The organism is Magnetospirillum sp., assembly GCA_027532905.1.
In the GTDB taxonomy this organism is placed as follows: domain Bacteria; phylum Pseudomonadota; class Alphaproteobacteria; order CACIAM-22H2; family CACIAM-22H2; genus Tagaea.
Window position 1 is genome coordinate 176,126 of the sequence record JAPZUA010000006.1, and the last position, 19,540, is coordinate 195,665.

Annotated in this window: 18 protein-coding genes; 9 read left to right on the top strand and 9 right to left on the bottom strand. The window is 63.4% G+C overall.

Annotation, left to right across the window (positions count from 1 at the left end; all coding sequences use genetic code 11):
• The first annotated feature begins 123 nt into the window (after window positions 1–123).
• Genes O9320_19505 through O9320_19540 form a run of 8 tightly spaced genes read left to right on the top strand, consistent with a single transcriptional unit; the run spans window position 124 to window position 8,445 of the window.
• Window positions 124–903: an ABC transporter ATP-binding protein gene (locus O9320_19505; protein ID MCZ8313038.1), complete on the top strand. Its 780-nt coding sequence runs from the start codon at window positions 124–126 to the stop codon at window positions 901–903.
• Complete coding sequence (locus O9320_19510) at window positions 903–1,604, top strand: ABC transporter ATP-binding protein (GenBank protein ID MCZ8313039.1); 702 nt, start codon at window positions 903–905, stop codon at window positions 1,602–1,604. The genes O9320_19505 and O9320_19510 overlap by 1 nt, the downstream gene beginning before the upstream one ends.
• 46 nt (window positions 1,605–1,650) lie before the next feature.
• Complete coding sequence (locus tag O9320_19515; protein ID MCZ8313040.1) at window positions 1,651–2,871, top strand: ABC transporter substrate-binding protein; 1,221 nt, start codon at window positions 1,651–1,653, stop codon at window positions 2,869–2,871.
• 55 nt (window positions 2,872–2,926) lie between these two features.
• Window positions 2,927–3,787, top strand: a complete 861-nt coding sequence (locus O9320_19520; GenBank protein ID MCZ8313041.1) for a branched-chain amino acid ABC transporter permease — start codon at window positions 2,927–2,929, stop codon at window positions 3,785–3,787.
• Window positions 3,784–4,749, top strand: a complete 966-nt coding sequence (locus O9320_19525) for a branched-chain amino acid ABC transporter permease (GenBank protein MCZ8313042.1) — start codon at window positions 3,784–3,786, stop codon at window positions 4,747–4,749. Before O9320_19520 ends, O9320_19525 begins: the two co-directional genes overlap by 4 nt.
• Window positions 4,746–5,873: an acyl-CoA/acyl-ACP dehydrogenase gene (locus tag O9320_19530; GenBank protein MCZ8313043.1), complete on the top strand. Its 1,128-nt coding sequence runs from the start codon at window positions 4,746–4,748 to the stop codon at window positions 5,871–5,873. Before O9320_19525 ends, O9320_19530 begins: the two co-directional genes overlap by 4 nt.
• Window positions 5,759–6,898: an NAD(P)-dependent alcohol dehydrogenase gene (locus O9320_19535; protein MCZ8313044.1), complete on the top strand. Its 1,140-nt coding sequence runs from the start codon at window positions 5,759–5,761 to the stop codon at window positions 6,896–6,898. The genes O9320_19530 and O9320_19535 overlap by 115 nt, the downstream gene beginning before the upstream one ends.
• A 2-nt stretch (window positions 6,899–6,900) precedes the next feature.
• Window positions 6,901–8,445 (top strand): AMP-binding protein, encoded by a 1,545-nt coding sequence (locus tag O9320_19540; GenBank protein MCZ8313045.1) that lies wholly within the window; start codon window positions 6,901–6,903, stop codon window positions 8,443–8,445.
• Between the two features lie 373 nt (window positions 8,446–8,818).
• On the opposite strand, the gene O9320_19545 is transcribed toward O9320_19540, so the two are convergent.
• The 6 genes from O9320_19545 to O9320_19570 form a co-directional block, all read right to left on the bottom strand.
• Complete coding sequence (locus O9320_19545; protein MCZ8313046.1) at window positions 8,819–8,992, bottom strand: hypothetical protein; 174 nt, start codon at window positions 8,990–8,992, stop codon at window positions 8,819–8,821.
• 490 nt (window positions 8,993–9,482) lie between these two features.
• Window positions 9,483–10,847 (bottom strand): ATP-binding cassette domain-containing protein, encoded by a 1,365-nt coding sequence (locus tag O9320_19550; protein ID MCZ8313047.1) that lies wholly within the window; start codon window positions 10,845–10,847, stop codon window positions 9,483–9,485.
• Window positions 10,848–10,879: 32 nt separating this feature from the next.
• Window positions 10,880–11,698 (bottom strand): ABC transporter permease, encoded by an 819-nt coding sequence (locus O9320_19555; protein MCZ8313048.1) that lies wholly within the window; start codon window positions 11,696–11,698, stop codon window positions 10,880–10,882.
• A complete protein-coding gene (locus O9320_19560; protein MCZ8313049.1) occupies window positions 11,695–12,642 on the bottom strand; it encodes an ABC transporter permease in 948 nt (315 codons plus the stop codon). The genes O9320_19555 and O9320_19560 overlap by 4 nt, the downstream gene beginning before the upstream one ends.
• A gap of 4 nt (window positions 12,643–12,646) precedes the next feature.
• A complete protein-coding gene (locus O9320_19565; GenBank protein ID MCZ8313050.1) occupies window positions 12,647–14,188 on the bottom strand; it encodes an ABC transporter substrate-binding protein in 1,542 nt (513 codons plus the stop codon).
• 302 nt (window positions 14,189–14,490) lie between these two features.
• Window positions 14,491–15,060 carry an HD domain-containing protein gene (locus tag O9320_19570; protein MCZ8313051.1) on the bottom strand — a complete coding sequence of 190 codons (570 nt, stop codon included), beginning with the start codon at window positions 15,058–15,060 and terminating at the stop codon, window positions 14,491–14,493.
• Between the two features lie 95 nt (window positions 15,061–15,155).
• Between O9320_19570 and O9320_19575 the strand changes: the two genes are divergently transcribed.
• Window positions 15,156–16,079, top strand: coding sequence for a CehA/McbA family metallohydrolase (locus tag O9320_19575; GenBank protein MCZ8313052.1), 924 nt, complete (start codon window positions 15,156–15,158; stop codon window positions 16,077–16,079).
• Here O9320_19575 and O9320_19580 read toward each other — a convergent pair.
• Genes O9320_19580 through O9320_19590 form a run of 3 tightly spaced genes read right to left on the bottom strand, consistent with a single transcriptional unit; the run spans window position 16,076 to window position 19,528 of the window.
• Entirely contained in the window at window positions 16,076–17,752 is a 1,677-nt protein-coding gene (locus O9320_19580; GenBank protein MCZ8313053.1) for an ABC transporter ATP-binding protein, read from the bottom strand. The genes O9320_19575 and O9320_19580 overlap by 4 nt on opposite strands.
• Complete coding sequence (locus tag O9320_19585) at window positions 17,733–18,575, bottom strand: ABC transporter permease (protein MCZ8313054.1); 843 nt, start codon at window positions 18,573–18,575, stop codon at window positions 17,733–17,735. Before O9320_19585 ends, O9320_19580 begins: the two co-directional genes overlap by 20 nt.
• A complete protein-coding gene (locus O9320_19590; GenBank protein MCZ8313055.1) occupies window positions 18,572–19,528 on the bottom strand; it encodes an ABC transporter permease in 957 nt (318 codons plus the stop codon). The genes O9320_19585 and O9320_19590 overlap by 4 nt, the downstream gene beginning before the upstream one ends.
• Window positions 19,529–19,540: the final 12 nt, after the last annotated feature.

Below are 19,540 nucleotides of genomic sequence, written 5' to 3' on the forward strand. Positions count from 1 at the left end.
TACCCTGACCTAAACTTCGATCAATTGGCGACCGTTCCGCGCTTGCGGAATTGAGATCGCCGTTCTGACGGGGATGGAAACCGGTGACAAAGCTTCGCCGATCGATCCGTAATAATGTTGGCCATGTCTAAGGCCGCCACGTCACCTGCGCTGTCGCTTCGCGGGGTGTCGAAGCATTTCGGTGGCGTGCGCGCCGTCGATGATCTTTCCTTCACGTTGGCGCCTAACGAGATTCTTGGTCTGATCGGCCCCAACGGTTCGGGCAAATCTACGACCGTCAACTTGATAGCTGGTGTGTTTCCGCTTACGGCTGGTTCGGTTTACCTCGAAGGGCACGCGATCGAAGCGATCCCCGAGCACGGGCGGCCACCGCTCGGTCTCGCACGCACTTTCCAGACTGCATCATTGTTTCCCGGCTTCACTGCGATCGAACAGATGCTCGTCGGCGGCCATGTCTGCACGCGCGAGCGAGGGGTGGGGGCTCTGTTCGGCAGCCGGGCCGCCAAAGCCGAGGAAGCCGCGCGGATAGACGCAGCAAAGGAACTGCTCGCATTTGTCGGGCTCGGCGGCCAGGAGCGTACGCCAATCGAAAGCCTTTCGTCGGCGCAGCAACGATTGCTGATGATCGGCTCGGCGCTCGCGTCAGATCCGCGCGTGCTGTTGCTCGACGAACCCGCCGCCGGCATGGTCGCGGCCGAGCGCCGCGCGCTCGGCGACCTCATTCTGGCAATCAAGGCACGCGGGATCTCGGTGATGGTGATCGAACATCACATGGCGCTGATCATGAAGGTCTGCGACCGGATCGTCGTGCTGAACTTTGGCCAGAAGATCGCGGAGGGCACGCCCGAAGCCATCCGCAACGATCCCAAGGTGATCGACGCCTATCTGGGGGCTTCGCACTGATGCTCACGGTCGAGTCCTTGCGCGCCGGCTACGGGACCATCGAGGTGCTGCACGGCGTCTCGTTCGAAGTCAACGCGGGCGAATGCGTTGCGCTGATCGGCGCCAATGGTTCTGGAAAGACGTCGACGCTCAAGGCGATCTGCGGGCTTCTGCCCGTGCGCGCCGGCCAGGTGACGTTCGAGGGTGCGCGCATCGATGGAATGCCGGGGCACACGATCGTCAAGCGCGGCATCGCGATGTGCCCTGAAGGCCGCCAGGTTTTTCCAGAAATGACCGTCGTCGAGAATTTAAGGATCGGCGCCTATGCGCGCAAGGATTCGAAGCAGGAATCCGACATCGCAGCGATGCAGGATCTCTTCCCCATCCTGCGCGAACGCGCGCAACAGGACGCCGGCAAGCTGTCGGGCGGCGAGCAGGAGATGCTGGCGATCGCGCGTGCGCTGATGGCGCGGCCGAAACTGTGCATCTTCGACGAACCTTCGCTGGGACTAGCACCGAAGATCGTCGCCGAGGTCGAAGCGACCATCGCGCGGATCAAGGCACAAGGTATGACCACACTGCTGGTCGAGCAAAACTCCGCCATGGCGCTGCGCCTGGCCGATCGCGTTTATCTCTACGAATCCGGCGAGATCGTGCTGACCGGCACAAGCGCCCAGCTCCGAGACGATCCCGCCATTGCCAAAGCCTATCTGGGCGAATGAAACGCCGAATGAACGCGCCAACCAAGACAACCCGAGGAGACCAACCATGAAAATGCTTCGAAGCTTGTCCGTCGCCGCCTTCGCGGCCGGGGCCATTCTTGCGGCGACCGCCCCCGCGGTCGCGCAGCGCGAACTCGTAATCGGCGTCAACGATGCGCTGACCGGCCCCGGCGCGGTCTACGGACTGCCCCAAGCCAATTCGGTCCAGATGGCGGCGCGCGAAATCAATGCCGCCGGCGGCATCCGGGTCGGCACGACCGTCTACAATCTGCGCGTCGTACAGTACGACGACAAGGCGAACCCCACGGAAGCGACCAACAGTGTGCGCCGTTTGCTCGACCGTGACGGCGCCAAGTTCCTGCTCGGCTTCTGCTGCTCGGGCCCAACCAGCGCTGTCGCCTCATTCATCGGCCGCGAGGACGCGGTCATGCTCGTGGGTAACGCCGCCGAGCGCGCGATCACGACGCAAGGCATCCAAAATCTGTTCCGCACCCGCCCGCCGGCCGACTATACCGGCGCCGCCGCAGGCCGCTTCGTCGCCGCCCAAGGCCCACGCCGAATCGCGGTGATCGGCTCGCTCGAGGTCGGATTCTACGTGCAGTATCTCGACGCGTTCGAGAAGGAGTTCGCCAAGAGCGGCGGCACCATTGTTGCCAAGGAAAGCTTCGGTCTGCGCGACCGCGACATGACCCCGCAACTCACCAAAATCCGCGCGCTCAATCCCGACGCGATCCTGGTGATCGGCTATGTTGAGCCGGCCGCCTTCGTCTATCGCCAGTCGGTAGAACTGGGCTTGAATGTGCGGCGATACGGTTTCACCAGTGGCAGCGAGGATCAGTTCCTGCGCGTGGCGACATCTCAGCAGATGGAGGGCGTATGGGATTTGCGTCCGACCGAGTTGACGATGGAATCGGCAAGCCCTGCTGGTGTCCGCTACGAAGCCAATTACCGCGCCGCATTCGGCGCGACGCCGGCTCCAAGCTCGCCCTATGCCTACGATCAAGTCTACGTGCTCAAGCACGCGCTCGAGCGCGCAGGCACCGTGACCGACACCAAGCGCGTAGCCGAAGTGATCCGCACGGCGCCGATCCCGCCCGAAGCGGTGATGCGCTACCTTCCGGTTGGCGGCCGCATGTTCGACGAGAACGGCCAGGCCTACACGACAAACGCCGCCTTCCAATGGCGCAACGGCCGTTGGGTGTTCGTCGAAGATCTGCCGTCCGATCCGGCCGACTATTCGCGCTTCCTGCGCGGGCTTAGGCAGTAGGGGCGAAGGGCGGGAGCGGCCTCGGGGCCGCCCCCGTCCCAATTCGGAGCGCTAGATGGTCGAAATACTCCAGCAGATTCTGAACGGCCTGACGATCGGTGGGGTCTATGTGCTGATTGCACTCGGCCTGACGATCGTCTTCGGAATTCTGCATATTTCGCACTTCGCTCACGGCTCGATCTCGATGTTCGGCGGCTATTTCGTCTTCTTCCTGGTGACCGAGCGAGGGCTGCCGCTGGCCCTCGCTTGTCTTGCGGCAATGGCGGCCGGTTTCGTGCTCGGTGTTTTGGTCGAGCGGCTCGCCTATCGGCCGGTGCGCGACGACAACCCGATCAACGCGTTCATCGTGGCACTCGGTCTCACGATGTTCGCCGAGGGCGCCAATCTGCGCTTGTTCGGTGCGGACCAGATCGTGATCCCGACTGGTCTGCAGTCGGTTTTCCGACTTGGCGCGCTGACGCTAACGGAGCTTCGTCTTTATGTCATCCTTGTCACGGTCGCGCTGATCGTGGCGATGACGTTGTATATCCAGCGCAGCAAGACGGGCTATGCGATCCGTGCGCTGGCGCAGAACCGCAATGCGGCGATCCTGATGGGTGTCGACGTTTCGCGGATCACGATGCTGGTCTTCGCGATGTCTTCGATGCTGGGCGTGGCCGCCGCGATCATGATCGGCGCACTTTTCGCGATCGCCCCCGGTGTGGGCGAGGGGCTCGCCATCAAGGGCTTCTCGGTACTGATCCTGGGTGGGCTCGGCTCGATCCCCGGCGCCATCGTCGGCGGGCTCATCCTGGGCGTGACCGAAGCGCTGGCCGCTGGGTTCATTTCCTCCGCCTACAAGGACGTCATCGCGTTCCTGGTGATGATCGTCGTGCTGTTGGTACGACCGCAAGGGCTTATGGGGAAGCGCTCATGAAGGGCCCGCTCGCTTTTCTCGCGGTCGCGGCAATGCTCGCTTTGGCGATCGTCGCGCCGCAGTACATCACGGTCAAATACTACGTGCAGCTCATCTTGCTGGCGCTGATCTGGACCATCATGGCGCATGGGCAGAACATCATCCAAGGCATGACCGGCTACGTGTCGATCACCCAAGCCGGTTTGATGGGTGTGGGCGCCTACGCGTCGACCTTACTAAGTATCCGACTCGGCTGGCCCGTCTGGGCGAGCATGGCGGTTGCACCCTTCATCACCGCGTTGTTTTCGATCCTCGTCGGCTATCCCAGTTTGCGCGTGAAGGGCCACTACTTTGCGATCGTCACGCTCGCTTTCAATATGGTCATCTTCACCGTGCTGTTGAATTTCACGACGCTGACGCGCGGTGAAGCGGGGATTCCGAACATCAAGCGGCCCGAGAGCCTTTTCGGCCTCGTCGATTTCGACGATCGCGTCGCTTACTACTATCTCGTTCTTGCCGTCGCAGTTGTGATGACCCTTCTGACGTGGCTATTGATGCGTTCGTCGATAGGCCGCATCTTGCGCGCTATCCGCCAGAACGAGAACCTGGCCTCGGCCTGCGGCGTTGCCGTTTGGAGGTACAAGCTGTTCGCGTTCGTCGCGAGCGCGTTCTATGCGGGCGCCGCTGGCGCCCTATATGCGCACTACATCGGCTTCATCAATCCCGAAACCTTCGGCGTGGCCCAATCACTCGACGCGATCCTTGCGGTGATTCTCGGCGGCACGGGCACGCTGTTTGGTCCCGTGCTGGGCGCTTTCGCCGTGGTCTTCCTGCCCGAGTATTTGCGTATCGCCGATAGTTTCCGGCTCATCGTCTATGGACTGCTGCTCGTGGTGGCGACAATCTTCATGCCGCGCGGCGCATTACATGTGTTCGAACGGGCGTGGGATTTCGCCGTGCGTCGACTCGGCGGGACGAAATGAACCCCGCGACGCTCCTCGCGGCGGCGCGCCGCTTTGCGGACGAAGCAATCGCGCCTCATGCCCAAGCTTGGGAGACGCACGGCGGCCTACCCGAGAATTTCTTTGCGTCCGCCGCCAGTGCGGGCTTACTCGGTATCGAGGTTCCCGTCTCCTTCGGAGGTGCAGGGCTCGGTTTCGCCATTAAGGCGGAGATCTGCGCGATCCTCGCAGGCGCGGATTTCGGCGCGGCGATGGCGCTAATCAACTCCCAAAATGTGGCCAAGAAAATCGCGGGCTCGGCCACCGCCGACATTGCCGCTGTCTACGTTGCCGATCTGGTGCGGGGCGTGCGTGTCGGCTGCACGGCGCTGTCCGAACCGCAAGCGGGTTCCGACTTCGCCGCCATCGCGATGCGTGCGGTCGCTTGCGAAGGCGGCTGGCACCTGAGTGGAAGTAAAGCTTGGATCACCAACGCGACGCACGCCGATACCATCGTCGTCTACGCGCAAACCAAGTCGCAAGGTGACGTTAATGGGATCGGCGCGTTCCTGGTTGATGCGCGGTGCGAGGGGTTCGTACGCGGACCCGATGCGGGCTCAATCGGCTTGCATTCATGTGGTTCCGGCGGGTTTCGCCTCGATAACTATTTTGTTCCTGCGAACGCCATGCTGGATGCGCCGGGTGCCGCATTTAAATCCATCCTCGTTGAGATCAATGGCGCGCGGGTTTACGTCGCCTCAATGTGCTGCGGGATGGTCGATGCCGCCCTTCGTCTCGCGGCCGACTGGGGCCAGCGCCGCACGGCATTTGGTAAGAAGCTGTATGGACACCAAAGCTGGCGCTTGGCGCTGGCCGAGGCGGCGACCGATCTTGCGGGCGTGCGCGCCCTCGTGCGCTCGGCGGCTACAGCCCTCGATGCAGGTGCGGATATCCAACTCGAAGCCGCGCAATCCAAGATTCTAGCTGTGAGGATGGCTCAATCGCGTATCCCAGAACTCATACATGCAATGGGGGCCGAAGGATTGAAGACGTGCCACCCGCTCGGCCGCCATTTGATCGGCGCGCAGTTTGCAGGACTTGTCGACGGCTCGACCGAGATGCTGCTCGAGCGGGTCGCAAAATTCACTACGAAGGGTTCGAGTTAATGGACGATATGCAGGTCTTCCAGCTTCAAGGCGACTGGGGTTTCGATAATCTGACGCTCGCGCGTCGCCCAGTTCCCACGCCGGGGCGCGGGGAAGTTTTGGTGCGAATGAAAGCTGCGTCGCTGAATTTCCGCGATCTGGTGGTGCTTGATCGCGGCTATGGCCGCTCCACCGGTGAGTTGCCACTGATCCCGGTTTCCGATGGTGCCGGCGAAGTCGCGGCGATCGGCCCGGGTGTCGCGCGCGTCAAAATCGGCGATCGGGTTTGTCCGACTTTCTTCCAGTCTTGGATCGGTGGCGACGCGCGGCCCGAAAGCTTCGCCAAGTCCTTGGGTGCGCCACTCGACGGCACGATGGCCGAATTCATGCTGCTTTCGGAAGAAGGCGTGGTTCGCCTACCGCCGGAATTGAGTTTCGCCGAAGCGGCCACGCTGCCTTGTGCGGCACTCACCGCCTGGAGCGCACTCGTCACGCTCGGCCACATCAAGGCCGGCGATAAGATCTTGGTGCAGGGGACGGGCGGTGTGGCGCAATTCGCCCTCGCTTTCGCCAAGATCCATGGCGCGCATGTCACGGTCATTTCTTCGTCGGACGACAAGCTCGTTCGCATGCGGGCGGCCGGTGCCGACGCGACGATCAACTACATCACGCACGAAGACTGGGCGAAGGCCGCGCGTGACATCGTCGCCGACCGCGGTGGCTTCGACAACATCGTCGAGTTGGGCGGCGAGAAAACGCTTCCTTTGTCGCTGCGTTGCGTGCGTCCGGGCGGAACGATCTCGGTCATCGGCGTACTGTCGGGTCTCTCGTTGAACGCGTCGCTAGGGCCCATCGTCGCGCGCCAGATCAAGCTTCAGGGAGTCACCGTCGGCAACCGGGATTCCTTCGAGCGCATGCTGGCCGCGATCGCGCAACACGGGATCAAGCCCGTTCTCGATCGTCGTTTTGCCTTCGTGGATTTGAAGGCGGCGCTCGCCCATCTCAAGTCCGGACGGCAGTTCGGCAAGATTTGGATTGAGCATTGAGCATGCTGTACCCGACCCAGTTCGCGACGCCCCATCCCGACAAGATCGCCTATCGCATGGTCCGGAGTGGCGAATCGGTCACGTTCCGTGAACTCGACGAGCGCTCGAATCGTGCCGCACAGCTTTTTCGAGCCTGCGGCGTTGGGCGTGGCGACCACATTCTCGTTCTGATGGAGAATAACCGGCAGTTTTTGGAGGTGTGTTTCGGTGCTGACCGGGCCGGCATCTACTACACGGCCGTCAGTACGCACCTCGTCGCCGACGAGGTCGCCTACATCCTGCGCGATTGCGGTGCCAAGTTGGTGGTTACGTCGCGTTCGCAAGTCGCATTGATGGAGCTGCTGCGCGCCCGGCTGCCCGACATTGCATTCTGGTTCATGATCGGTGCCGATCGGCCGGGTTTTGCGGACTGGGACGATGCCGTGTCCGCCCAGCCTGCCACGCCCGTCGCGGACGAGTGGCAAGGGCTCGACATGCTTTATTCCTCCGGTACGACTGGCCGGCCGAAGGGAATAAAATGGCCTTTGCCGGAACGGCCGCCGGGCGGCCGTACGATGCTCGTCGACCTCCTTTCGCGGCTGTTCGAGTATCGCGCGGACACGCGCTATCTCTCGCCCGCGCCGCTCTACCATGCAGCACCCATGCGCCATTCGATGACCGTCATCAAGCAAGGCGGAACGGTCTTCGTGATGGAGAAGTTCGACGCCGAGGAGGCGCTGGCCACCATCGAGCGCGAGCGGATCACCCATAGCCAATGGGTACCGACCATGTTCGTTCGAATGCTGAAATTGTCGCTCGAACAGCGTGCGCGTTACGATATGTCTTCGATACGCATGGCGATCCATGCAGCTGCTCCTTGCCCGATCGATGTCAAAGAGCGGATGATCGCCTGGTGGGGACCGATTTTGCACGAATACTACGCGGGCACCGAAAACAATGGATTCTGCGCAATCGACACACAAGAGTGGCTCGCTCATAAAGGGTCGGTCGGTCGGGCGGTGCAAGGCGAGTTGCGCATCTGCGACGAGCATGGCGTGGAGTTGCCGATCGGCGAGGAAGGCGAAGTCTATTTCGCCAACGGCCCGCAATTCGTGTATCACAACGACCCAGCCAAGACCGCCGCTAGCCGCAACGCCAAAGGCTGGACGACGCTGGGCGACATTGGTCGCCTCGACGCGGACGGATACCTCTATCTCGTGGACAGAAAGTCGTTCCTAATTATTTCGGGCGGCGTGAACATCTATCCGCAAGAGATCGAAGACACGATCCTGAGCCATCCCAAAGTCGCCGACGTGGCGGTGATCGGCGTTCCGAACGAAGATTTCGGCGAAGAAGTGAAGGCGGTCGTGCAGCCGCTCGATATGGTCAATGCGGGGCCCGCGCTCGCGGAGGAGATCATCGCGTACTGCAAGGCCCGAATCGCCGCCTACAAATGCCCCCGCTCCGTGGATTTCAGAGCTGTTTTGCCTCGGCATCCCACGGGCAAACTCTTCAAGCGTCAGCTAAAGCAACAATACTGGCCGGTAGTAGTTGATGCGCGCCTTTGAGCGGGGCTCCGTCAAGCTTGACCAATTTTGGGAAGCCGTAGGGGGATCGAACTTCGGGCTATGGGAAACCAGTTCGTTGGGTCGGTGCCGCTAAACGACCGCCGAGATTTCGAAATGAAAGGTGAGGGTAGACGTTGCTTTTGAAGGGCCTTCGATGCCCTTGGTTCCAACCGAATTCCTTTTGTTGTCGGGAAAAATGGAAACTGAAATTGAAAACATTTAATACTTAAGGAACTGGGGGACTGGAGGCGCGAGACATTGTCTCGCGGGGTTAGAAACCCGCCGCCGGGAAACCGGCTGGCGGGCTTTTTCCATATTCAAAAGAAGCACGCGCTGCCGGATGCCTCGAATGGCGGCGATGTCGGACGCGGGATTATGCCGCGGTGACTGCTGCGGCAATCTGCTCAGCGAAATCCAGCAAGGCAGCATCGCCGCCGCCGATCATGGCCAGTTGGAGTCCCGTCGGCAGGCCGGCCGCAGTCGAACCATTGGGCAGGCTGATCGCGCACAGCTCCAAGAGGTTTGCCGCGCGCGTATAGCGCGACATCGGAATCTGCGTGTCGCCGCAACGGTGTACGAGGAAATCGCTATCATGCAGCGTGGCGAGATCGTGGAGCAGGGTTCGACGGCGGAAATCTTTGCCTCGCCGGCGCACTCTTATACGCGCAGCCTGTTAGACTCGGTGCCCGGCCGCAAATGGATCAGCGGCCTCGGGTGACAGCTGCCGAGGGCGGTCGACTGTGGAGGCCAAGTGGCGCTTGGCAAAGCCCTGAATCTCACCAAACATTCGCTAAAATGTGTCTCGCCAATAGTGCCCAGCTTCGCCCGCTACGGCACGCCAGCGGCCATGAAAGTGAGAACCTGCGGTTCCCAGCCCATTCGTCAAATCTCTCCTTTAACGGCGGCCCCAAAACATCCCGGTTGTTTGGACGACGGACACCTGCTGATCGCCAACCCGCTTGGCTCTCACGTTGCGAAGCCGCAACAGTCGAGACGGCCGTCTACGCCGCCGCCGCGATATACCCAGGGCCATCAGTTTACATACGCAGAACTTGATCCGCGATGCTATGCGCGAGATCCTGATCGTGGGTGACCATCAGCATGGCGAGGCCCCGCTCGGCAACGCTATCGCGCAGCAGTTCCATCACCTCACGCTGCGTAACGGGATCGAGGCGGGAAGTGGCCTCGTCGGCAAACAAGAAAACGGGATCGACCATCAGCGCGCGTGCAAGGGCGATGCGCTGCAACTCACCGCCGGAGACCTGGCTGGGTAGACGAACCAACAGGCCCGGGTCGATGCGCATACGCGCCAGCAGGGTTTTGGCAACCTCGGCATCGAGACGGTGGCGATGGGCGACGTCGTCGAGTGCCGCACCGAGCGTCGCGCTTGGGGCAAAGGCAGCCACGGGGTCCTGCCATATTTTCTGGAAGCGATGTGGTGCAGCCTTTGCGCGCGACACACGGCCGCCGTCCGGATCGATCAGTCCCAAAAGCATGTTGCCGAGCGTGGTCTTGCCGCAGCCACTGGGACCGGTGGCGGCGGCGATCCGGCCCACCCTGATCCGCAGATCGAGACCGTCGAAAAGGACGCACCCGCCCAGGCACTTGGTGAGGTCGGCGGCGACCAGGACGTCTTCGCCCTCATCAATCCCGCTGGCAGCGCGCGCAGCCGGCGGCCAACGCGCGGGATCGGCCGCCAGTAGCCTGCGCGTGTAGGAATGCTGCGGGGCCGACAGCACAGTCGCCGTCGCGCCGCGTTCGACGATTTCGGCCTCCAGCATCACCAGCATGTTGCCGCCCAGACGTTCGGCGAGCCCGATGTCGTGGGTGATGACCATTACGGCCGCGCCGGCATCGGCTTGCGCGCGGAGCAGGGCTGCGACGTCCTCGCGGCGGTCCGCATCGAGGCCCTTGGTGGGTTCGTCGGCAATCAGGATCGGCGTGCCGCCAGCTTCTGTAGCGGCCAACGCCACGCGTTGCGCCATGCCGCCCGACAGTCGGAAAGGCAAGCGCCGTTCGACTCCGCCTAGCCCAAGACGCCGCAGCGCCGCTAAGGCCTGGGACCTCGCCTCCTGCCACTTGGAGCCGCGCACGAGGGCGTGAACCTCGGCCACTTGCGCGTCGGCGCGCATTAGCGGATTCAGCGCAATCCAGGGCTCTTGCGGCAGCATGCCGATCCGGCGGCCCCAGAGCGCCCGACGCGCGTAACCATTCAGCTCGCTCACCTCTTCGCCCATCAAGCGCACTCGGCCACGACAGGTGAGGTCGGCAGGCAAATTGCCCATAACGGCCTGTGCCAGCAGTGACTTGCCCGAGCCGCTCTCGCCCAAAACGATGATGATCGATCCTGAATCAAGGCTGAAACTGGCATCGCGAACGAGCCGACGGCCGTCGCGCGTCATGACATCAAGATCGTCGACGACTAAAGCAGCCGTCACTTCCCGTCTTCAGCAGCGGAAAGCTGCAGCCCCAATACGGTGATGAACAGGCATAAGGCAGGCATAAGGACCTGCAGCGGCGCTTCGTCATGGTAGGGAAGCAACTCCGTCATCATGCTTCCCCACTCCGGCGTCGGCGGACGCATGCCAACGCCCACAAAACTGAGCGTCGAAATGGCAACAATCACTGTCGCGAAGCCAAAGGCCATCAGCGTGGCGAGCGCCGGCCAGAGCTCCGGCAGCAAATGGCGGCGCGCGATATGCGTGGCCGAGAAGCCAAAGAGCCTTGCGGCCTCAACGTCGGGTGCTGCAAGCCGTCGGCTGACCACGGTCCGAACCAGCCGGAAGTATTCGACCCACAACGCCAGCGCGAGGCCGAGGAACAATGGCCACCAGGCGCCTGGCGCGAACGCCGCGATGATGAGCACGAGTAGCAGCCCAGGCAGCGCCATAACAGCGTCGCAGAGACCCGAAAGCAGGCGATCCGTGAAGCCGCCGAACCAGGCGGCCGCAAGGCCGAGAAAGACCCCCGGAACAGCGGCAGTCAGCACTGTCGCCAGTCCGAAGCCCAGCGACAGTCGCGCCGCATGGGCGAGCCGCGCCGCCATGCTGCGGCCCAAGTGATCCGCACCCAGCGTGTAGCTGTCGCCTGGCGGGCTGAGCGCGGCGCGCAGGTCCTGCTTCAGCGGATCGACACCGATAAGCCAGGGACCGACGACAGCGAAGCAGGCCATGGCGGTAAGTATCGCAAGGCCGACGAAGCGGCGGCGAGGAAAACGGCGCGGCGCGCTGTGGATGAAATCGGTCACGGTCATGCGCGGCCTGCGCCGCGCGGATCGAGCCCATGACAGACAGCATCGACCACAGCGTTGAGTGCCACAAACGTCAAACCCATGGCCAGCGCCGTGCCCTGCACCATGGGAATGTCGCGAGAAAGGACCGCATGCACGAGCGCGTGACCGATGCCTGGCCAGGCGAAAAGCGACTCGATCACCACCACGCCCTCGATCAGGTAGACAAGCTGCACGCCGAGATACGCTACGATCGGTACCGCTGCGTTTCGTATCGTGTGCCGCCAGACGATAGCAGAGGTTGGCAAGCCCTTGGTTCGTGCAAATGCGATATAGCCTGAGTTCATGACCTGCAGCGCAGCGTTGCGCGTCACACGTGCCGAAACGGCGGCGAGGCCCAGCGCAAGCGCTACTGTTGGCAACACCCAGGAGACCGGCCGGTCATAGCCCGCCGCAGGCAGCAGGCCGAGCCAGCCGGCCAGCACGATCATCAGCACAAGTCCGATCACAAACGAGGGCAAAGCACGGACAGCGGTAGACACGGCGAGACCGGCGAGGTCGAAGAGTCCACCGGGCCGAAGCGCCATCAAGACACCTAGCGGCGGGCCGACGAGCATCGACAGCGCGAGCGCTGCAACCGAGAGACCGAGCGTCGCGCCAAACTGCACGCGAAGTTCATCCGCAACACTCTCATTCGAGACGAGTGAGACGCCAAGGTTGAGAGTCGCAAGATCGCCTAACCAAGCCCAAAGCCGCACAAACCAGGGTCGATCCAGGCCGAGCTCCTGGCGCACCGCTTCGGCTGCAGCGGTGTTGACGAGGTCCTCGCCATAGCGTCCTGCGGCGATTCGGTATGCCTGATCGCCTGGCAGAGCTTCGACCAGCAGGAAGCTGACCAGTCCTACCATCAGGGCGACGATCAGCGCCTGCGTCAGCCGCGTTATCACGAAACGTATCCAGAAACCCATCGCGTCAGGCACCCCACCGCATCGCCGAAACCCGGTAGCTCAGCTCGAATGGGTCGATAGTAACGCCCGACAGCCTGCGGCTGACGGCGACACCGTGGTCGAACCAAGCGATCGGCACAACCGGCATCTCGGCATGCAGAATCTCGGAAGTTCGCCGGCGCAACGCGGAGCGGGCTGCTGCGTCGGTCTCCGATCCCAGCCGGCCCAGCACCGACACCAACTCCGGGCTCGACCAATTCATCGCGCCCCAGTCCCCGCCATTCGGACCGAAATCCTGCAGCAAGGTGCCGAGAGGATCGGGCGTCAATGCGAAGTTGCGGGCGAAGAGAGCCATATCCATTGTGCCGTCGCGGTGGCCGGCTGGGATCTCACCGCTGTTGACGATGGCAACCTGCATATCGATTCCGACTTCCTTGACCTGTGCCTGGATCGCGGCGGCCATGGGCGGCTGTTCGGGGCGGTCGGAGAAGGTACGCAGCGTCACTTTGAACGGCTGGCCATTCTTGGCGAGCACCCCGTCGGTACCCGGCCGCCAACCGGCTTCTGCCAGTAGAGCGCGCGCGCGGGCCGGATCATGGGCCAGCGCCGGTAGGCCCGGCTGATGCCAGTCGGCGAGCGCGGGCGCGAACATCTGCGTGGCCTGCGAGCGCGGGCTACGCAATAGCGCTTTGGCGATGCCCTCACGGTCGATGGCGAAGCTAAAGGCTTGGCGGGTCCTAACGTCCGAAAATGCCGGCCGAGCGGCATTGAGCTTGATCGCTCGGGTACGAGCGATCGGGATCACCTCTACCGCGATGCGCGTGCTGCGGCGTAGGCGGTCAACGCTCTCGGGCGGCAGAACATAGACGAGGTCTGCCTGCCCGCTCTCCGCCATGATAGTGCGGGTTTCGCCGCGAGGGACGGCGAGATAGCTGATCCGCTCGATTGTGGGCTTCGGACCAGTCCATCCTGGAAATAGTTCAGCCTCGACGCGCAATGGAGCCTCTACGAGCCTAGCACGGTAGGGTCCGCTGCCGATTGCACGTACCGCCGAGTCGCCTTCGAAAGACGACGGCGCCAGCACGATCCCGCTCGAATGCGAAAGGAATGCCGGAAGCGACTGAAACGGTCGCTCGGTGCGTATGGTGACGATGCGGTCGCCGTCCGCGCCGATTGCGGCGATCGGCGCATTGGCGAGCACGCTTGCGGCAACGCCGCGCGTGCGGTTCAGCGCATTGGCGACAGTGCCTGCCGTGACCGAGGTGCCATCATGAAAAATCGCGCCTGATCGAAGCGTGAAACGCCAGAGCAGGCCGTCGTCGGATACAGTCCACGACGATGCCAGTGCCGACACCGGGCGTCCGCCGTCGTCGGCCGTCACCAGCGTCTCGGCGATCTCGAGCCGACCGAAGATGAAGCCGGAGCGGACAGGATCGAAACCCGTGATTTCGAAAGGAGCCGCTATCTTCAGCGCCGTTGGTTGTGTCTGGGCGCGTGAAGACAAAGACGTCAAGCTGAGCGCTGCACCGCCGACGAGCGCCGCACGGCGTGAAAAAGTTTTTACCATAATTGATCGGACCTACGTTCGAGGAGCGAGACGAAACGGTATAGAGTGTTATACTATAACAGTCTAGGGACCTCTGCCAAATTGTTAAGAAATCCTCCCGTAAGGCGCGCTGTCCGTCGTCAGACCAATCGGGACGGCTTGCGGCTGCGGTCGACGGAGAATTTAGTTCATTTGTGTCTGTAGGATGCTCCGCTAAAACGGTGCGAAATTTTGCTGAAGCATACGATGCCAATAGTGCCCAGCTTCGCCCGCTATGGCACGCCAGCGCTTATCGAAGTGGGCACTATTCGCGCCACTAACATTTAAACGCAGTTTTCTGAAGTTCTGCGGGGTGCGAGGCGATCCACGTACTCGCGCAGGAAGTATGTGAATTCAGGCGTCCGGGCGTTTGGGTCCTTCGCCGCGTCGTCGATGCGGCGAAGCCGCACTGCCGCTTCGAAATAAGGTTGTGCGCAAAACGCCGCCTGCTCGGTCGTGTCCATCGCACCGCCCTGAAGTTCAAGGCTGCGGATCGAGTCGGACGAAAGCCGAGCGAAGTAGGCGGGCTCGGCTGCGACCAGGAAGCGCTTGGCGGCCACATGCAGACGGACCGGCTCGCTCACTGCCGGTCCGAACTGGGCGGCGAGCCAGTCTGCGCCGCACGCTTCGTGGCGATCGTCGATGCCCTGGGCGGCCGGCGTTTCGCCAAGCGGGTGAACCATGTGGCCGACGTCGTGCAGCAGCGCTGCCACGATCATGGCCGGTATCTCGCCTTGGCGCTCGGCCAGCGTCGCGGATTGCAGCGCGTGCTGGAGCTGGTTGACGGCGGCAAGACCGTAGCGTGCGGTCGCGCGCTTGCCGAAGATATCGAGGAGTTCAGCTTCGCGGGGCATGTCACGTCACCTTTTTGTCATATAAATATTGTATGCAGAAACACTGTTCGATAGATAACATTCATGATGCAGGCCAACAAGAGGAGAAGTGCGACATGCGGACGATCTCGGCATTCGAGCGGCCCGGGCGATTCTTCAAGGGCAACCTGCACACCCATTCGACTGGATCCGACGGGCGCCATCCACCCGACAAGGTCTGTGCGATCTACCGGGAGGCGGGCTACGATTTCATCGCGCTCACGGACCATTTTCTGCCCACCTACAGGTTCCCAGTCACCGACACGAGCAGTTACAGGACCGAGTCATTCACCACGATTCATGGGGCCGAAGTCCACGTGCCGTCGACGCGTCTCGGGGAGATCTGGCACATCCTCGCAGTCGGCCTGCCGCTGGATTTCGCGCCAACGCGCGAAGGCGAAACGGCGCCCGAGATCGCCGCGCGTTGCGCCGCCGCCGGCGCTTTCGTTGCGGTCGTACATCCGTCCTGGTACGGGCTGACGGCGGACGAGGCGCAATCGATCTCTGCCGCTCACGCCATCGAGATCTACAACCACACGAGCGCCGTCAAAAACGACCGAGGCGACGGAACAGCACTCTACGACGAGTTGCTCGCGCGCGGCCGACGGTTGTCCGCCTGCGCCACCGACGATGCGCATTTCAATTTCGACGACGCGTTCGGCGGCTGGGTCATGGTCAAGGCGTCCGAACGCGATCCGGACGCGATTGTAAGCGCGCTTCGCGCGGGCGACTACTACGCCACGCAAGGCCCGGAGATCCACGCGATCGCGCTCGACGGCGAAACGCTGGAAATCGAATGCAGTCCCGCTGCGGCGGTGATGGCGCTGGGCCGCGGTTCCAAGGCCGCCAACGAATTGGGATGCGGTCTCACGCGCGTGCGCCTGCCGATCGAGCGCTTGCGGCGCGGCGGCTATGCCCGGGTCGTCGTGATCGACGCCTCAGGCCGCCGCGCGTGGAGCAATCCGATCTGGTTCGACGCCGAAAACGCGAAACCTTCTTAGCCTGCGGCGACGAGGCTGTCCGCGCCAGGCGCCGGTGCCGGGTCCGCGCCCAGCCGCTTCACCCGCGACGCGGACGCGAGCAGGGCCGCGGTATAGGGATTCTGCGGCGCCGCGAAGATGTCCGATGTCGGCCCGTGTTCGACCACCACCCCGTCCTTCATCACCATCACGCGGCTCGCCATCCGCCAGATGACGGCGAGGTCGTGCGTGATGAGAACGACGCTTGCACCGTTGCGTCGGCGCAGCGCGTCCAACTCCTGCAGGACTTGGCCAGCCACCGAGGCGTCGAGCGCCGAGGTAATCTCGTCGCAGACGAGCACGTCCGGTTCGGCCGCGAAGGCGCGCGCGATGGCGACGCGCTGCTGCTGGCCGCCGGATAATTGGCGGGGGTAGCGGTCGAGATACTCGGGTCCCAGGCCAAGATCGGCCAGCAGCGCCGCCGCTTTGGTGCGCGCCGCTTTCCGGCCGAGGCCGAAGAAATGGCGCAAGGGCCGCGCGATCGAGGTCGCGACGGTCTGGCGCGGATTGAGGGAGGAGAGGGGGTCCTGGAACACGGTCTGGATGCGGCGCCGGAGTTCCGGACGCCGTTTACCCGCGACCATCGCGATCGATTCCATCTCCAACGTGAGCTTGCCCGTCTCGGGCGCCAGCAGACCCGCAAGCACAAGGCCGAGCGTGGTTTTGCCGGAGCCGGACTCGCCGATCACGCCAAGCACCTCACCGCGCGCGAGGGTCAAGTCGATCCGGTCGAGCGTGGGACGCGTCGGTGCCGCAGCGCGGGCGAACCAGCGGCGGCGATCGTAGGAGAACGACAATTTCCGGACCGAGACCAGTTCTTGCGCGTCCGCGTCGATGTGCGGTGCCGCGCCGCTCAAGTCGAGCGACGCGGCGAGCAGCGTTTTTGTGTAGTCGCTCCGTGGCTTGCGGAACACGGTCGAAACAGCGCCTTGTTCGACGATGCGGCCGTCCTTCATGACCAGCACGTCTTCGGCGATATCGGCGACGACGTTGAGGTCGTGCGTCACCAACGCAAGCGCCGCGCCGCGGCCGGCCCGCAAACGCTGGACGAGTTCGAGGACCTGCGCCTCGACGGTCTTGTCGAGCGCCGTCGTCGGTTCGTCGAGAACGAGCAGCGCGGGTTCGCAGGCGAGCGCTGCCGCGATGACGACGCGTTGGCGTTGGCCCCCCGAAAGTTGGTGCGGATAGCGCCGCCCGATCGCTTCGGGATCGGGAAGCCCCATTTCGGCGAACAGCTCAATTGTGCGGCGTTCGGCCTCCGCGCGAACGAGGCCGCGACGCGCCCGCAATACCTCCTCGACCTGTCGGCCGACCGGGAGGTGGTAGGTCAGCGAAGCGAGCGGGTTCTGGGGCACCATCGCGACCCGCAGCCCGCGCAGCGCGCGGATCGCCCTGCCATTCGCTGCGGCGACGTCCACGCCGTCGACGACAAGGCGGCCTCCGAGAAATTGGCCGCCGCCGCGCAAATATCCCAAGAATGCACGGGCAAGAGTCGACTTTCCCGACCCCGACTCGCCGACGATGCCGATCGAGCGGCCGGGTTCGAGAATGAAAGAGACCCCATCGACGACGCGCGTGACCGCACCGAGCATATCGACATAGCCGATCGACACACCCTCGCACCGGATGATCGGATCACTGGCCTGTGGCGCCACGGGCAGCCTCCAATCCCAGGAGGTCGGCGACGCCTTCGGTCGCGAAATTGATTCCGATCACCAGCGTCGAGACGCACAGCGCCGGCGCGAGAATCAGCCACGGCTCGGAGCGGATCGATTGGAGGCCGCTCTGGATCATCAAACCCCAGTCCGGCGTCGGCGGCGAGATGCCGAGACCCAGAAAAGACAGGGCCGAGACGAGCAAGAGCGCGCTTGAAGTCCGCAGTGCGAATTCGACGGTCAGGAGATCGGCGATGTTGGGCAGCATCTCACGAAGGATGATCGCCGCTGCGGTCTCGCCGCGCAGCTTTGCGGCCTTCACGTAGCCTTGCTCCATGAGCGTCATGCCCAGGGCGCGCGACGTGCGAATGACCCCCATCATGTAGATCAGCCCCATCACGAGGATCAGGACTCCGAGCGACTGGCCGAAGCCGGTAACAAAGAGCGAGACGAGAAGGATGGCGGGAATCGACAGCTTCATCTCGACGATTCGAGACACGGCATCGTCGAATGCGCCGCGGTAGAAGGCGGTAGCGAGACCGAGAAGGCCGCCGCCAAAGGCCGCGATCAGGCCGGCGCAAGCGGCCGCGACGATGGAGATCTGGCCGCCCAGGAGCAAGCGGGAGAAGAAATCCCGGCCGAGTTCGTCCGTGCCGAGCCAGAATGTCGCGGTCGGCGGCTCGAGGGGTGCTTCGAGCAGCCGCAATGGATCGTAAGGCGCAATCCAAGGTGCCAAAGCCGCGACGGCAAGGTGCCCGCCGACAAGTGCGAGGCCAAGCATCGTCAAGGGCCGCCGGAAAAGGCGCTTCAGAAACTGGATCATGCGCCCCTCGTTCTGGGGTCGAGCGCGAGAATGGCAAGATCGGCGAGAAGGTTGAGGGCGACGACGATCGCGGCCGAACCGAGCGCGATGGCCTGCACCACATGGACCTCGCGCCGCGTGACGGCTCGGACCAGTTCCTGCCCGAGGCCGGGATAGGCGAACACGAGTTCGACGACGACGATTCCGGAGACAAGTGCTGCCGCATAGAGCGCCATTGCCGTCAAGCTCGGGATGATCGCCGCCGGCAGCGCGTGGCGGAAGACGATGCGCCACTCGGGAATGCCGGTGAGCCGCAGCCGTTCGACGAAGTCGCTGGCGAGCGCTTCGATCATGCCGGTGCGGACGAGCCTCGCAAGGTAGGCGACCGAGCCGATCACCACGGTCGCCACGGCGAGCGGCGACGCGGCGAGCAATGTCAGCGCCGGATCGCGCGTCGATGCGATGATTGTCGCCGGAAAAATCGGCCATGTGACGGCAAAAAGCATCACCAGCACCGTACCGATGACGAACTCCGGGATCGAGTACCCGATCACGGCAACAGTGGAGACAATATTGTCGACGGGCCGTCCTCGCCAGGCGGCGGCGGCGATCCCGATAGCGAGCGCAAACGGGATCGCGACGAGCAGCACGGCGGCGGCGAGGATCAAGGAGTTGCGGTACGGATAACCGACGATCGTCGTCACGGGCGTCTTGGACATCAGCGTCCGGCCGAAGTCGAGTTGCACGACGCCGCCCAGAAATGCGCCCAAGCGCTCGTGCGCGGGACGATCGAGGCCCAGGTCACGCTTCATCTGCGCGAGACGCTCGGGCGGGATCATCGCGATCTCGTCGGCCGACAGCGACACGTCCAACGCGTCGCCCGGCATGATCTCCGTCGCGACGAAGACGAATATCGCGAGCATGAAAAGCGTAACCAGCGACAGCGCAAGCCGGCGCGAGACGGCGATCAACATGGTCGCCATCCG

Coding starts and splice junctions, on each gene's coding strand:
- O9320_19590 (MCZ8313055.1), bottom strand. CDS start 19,528: ATGTTGATCGCCGTCTCGCGCCGGCTTGCGCTGTCGCTGGTTACGCTT.
- O9320_19520 (MCZ8313041.1), top strand. CDS start 2,927: ATGGTCGAAATACTCCAGCAGATTCTGAACGGCCTGACGATCGGTGGG.
- O9320_19530 (MCZ8313043.1), top strand. CDS start 4,746: ATGAACCCCGCGACGCTCCTCGCGGCGGCGCGCCGCTTTGCGGACGAA.
- O9320_19550 (MCZ8313047.1), bottom strand. CDS start 10,847: ATGACGCGCGACGGCCGTCGGCTCGTTCGCGATGCCAGTTTCAGCCTT.
- O9320_19545 (MCZ8313046.1), bottom strand. CDS start 8,992: ATGTCGCGCTATACGCGCGCGGCAAACCTCTTGGAGCTGTGCGCGATC.
- O9320_19510 (MCZ8313039.1), top strand. CDS start 903: ATGCTCACGGTCGAGTCCTTGCGCGCCGGCTACGGGACCATCGAGGTG.
- O9320_19505 (MCZ8313038.1), top strand. CDS start 124: ATGTCTAAGGCCGCCACGTCACCTGCGCTGTCGCTTCGCGGGGTGTCG.
- O9320_19575 (MCZ8313052.1), top strand. CDS start 15,156: ATGCGGACGATCTCGGCATTCGAGCGGCCCGGGCGATTCTTCAAGGGC.
- O9320_19525 (MCZ8313042.1), top strand. CDS start 3,784: ATGAAGGGCCCGCTCGCTTTTCTCGCGGTCGCGGCAATGCTCGCTTTG.
- O9320_19570 (MCZ8313051.1), bottom strand. CDS start 15,060: ATGCCCCGCGAAGCTGAACTCCTCGATATCTTCGGCAAGCGCGCGACC.
- O9320_19515 (MCZ8313040.1), top strand. CDS start 1,651: ATGAAAATGCTTCGAAGCTTGTCCGTCGCCGCCTTCGCGGCCGGGGCC.
- O9320_19540 (MCZ8313045.1), top strand. CDS start 6,901: ATGCTGTACCCGACCCAGTTCGCGACGCCCCATCCCGACAAGATCGCC.
- O9320_19560 (MCZ8313049.1), bottom strand. CDS start 12,642: ATGGGTTTCTGGATACGTTTCGTGATAACGCGGCTGACGCAGGCGCTG.
- O9320_19565 (MCZ8313050.1), bottom strand. CDS start 14,188: ATGGTAAAAACTTTTTCACGCCGTGCGGCGCTCGTCGGCGGTGCAGCG.
- O9320_19585 (MCZ8313054.1), bottom strand. CDS start 18,575: ATGATCCAGTTTCTGAAGCGCCTTTTCCGGCGGCCCTTGACGATGCTT.
- O9320_19555 (MCZ8313048.1), bottom strand. CDS start 11,698: ATGACCGTGACCGATTTCATCCACAGCGCGCCGCGCCGTTTTCCTCGC.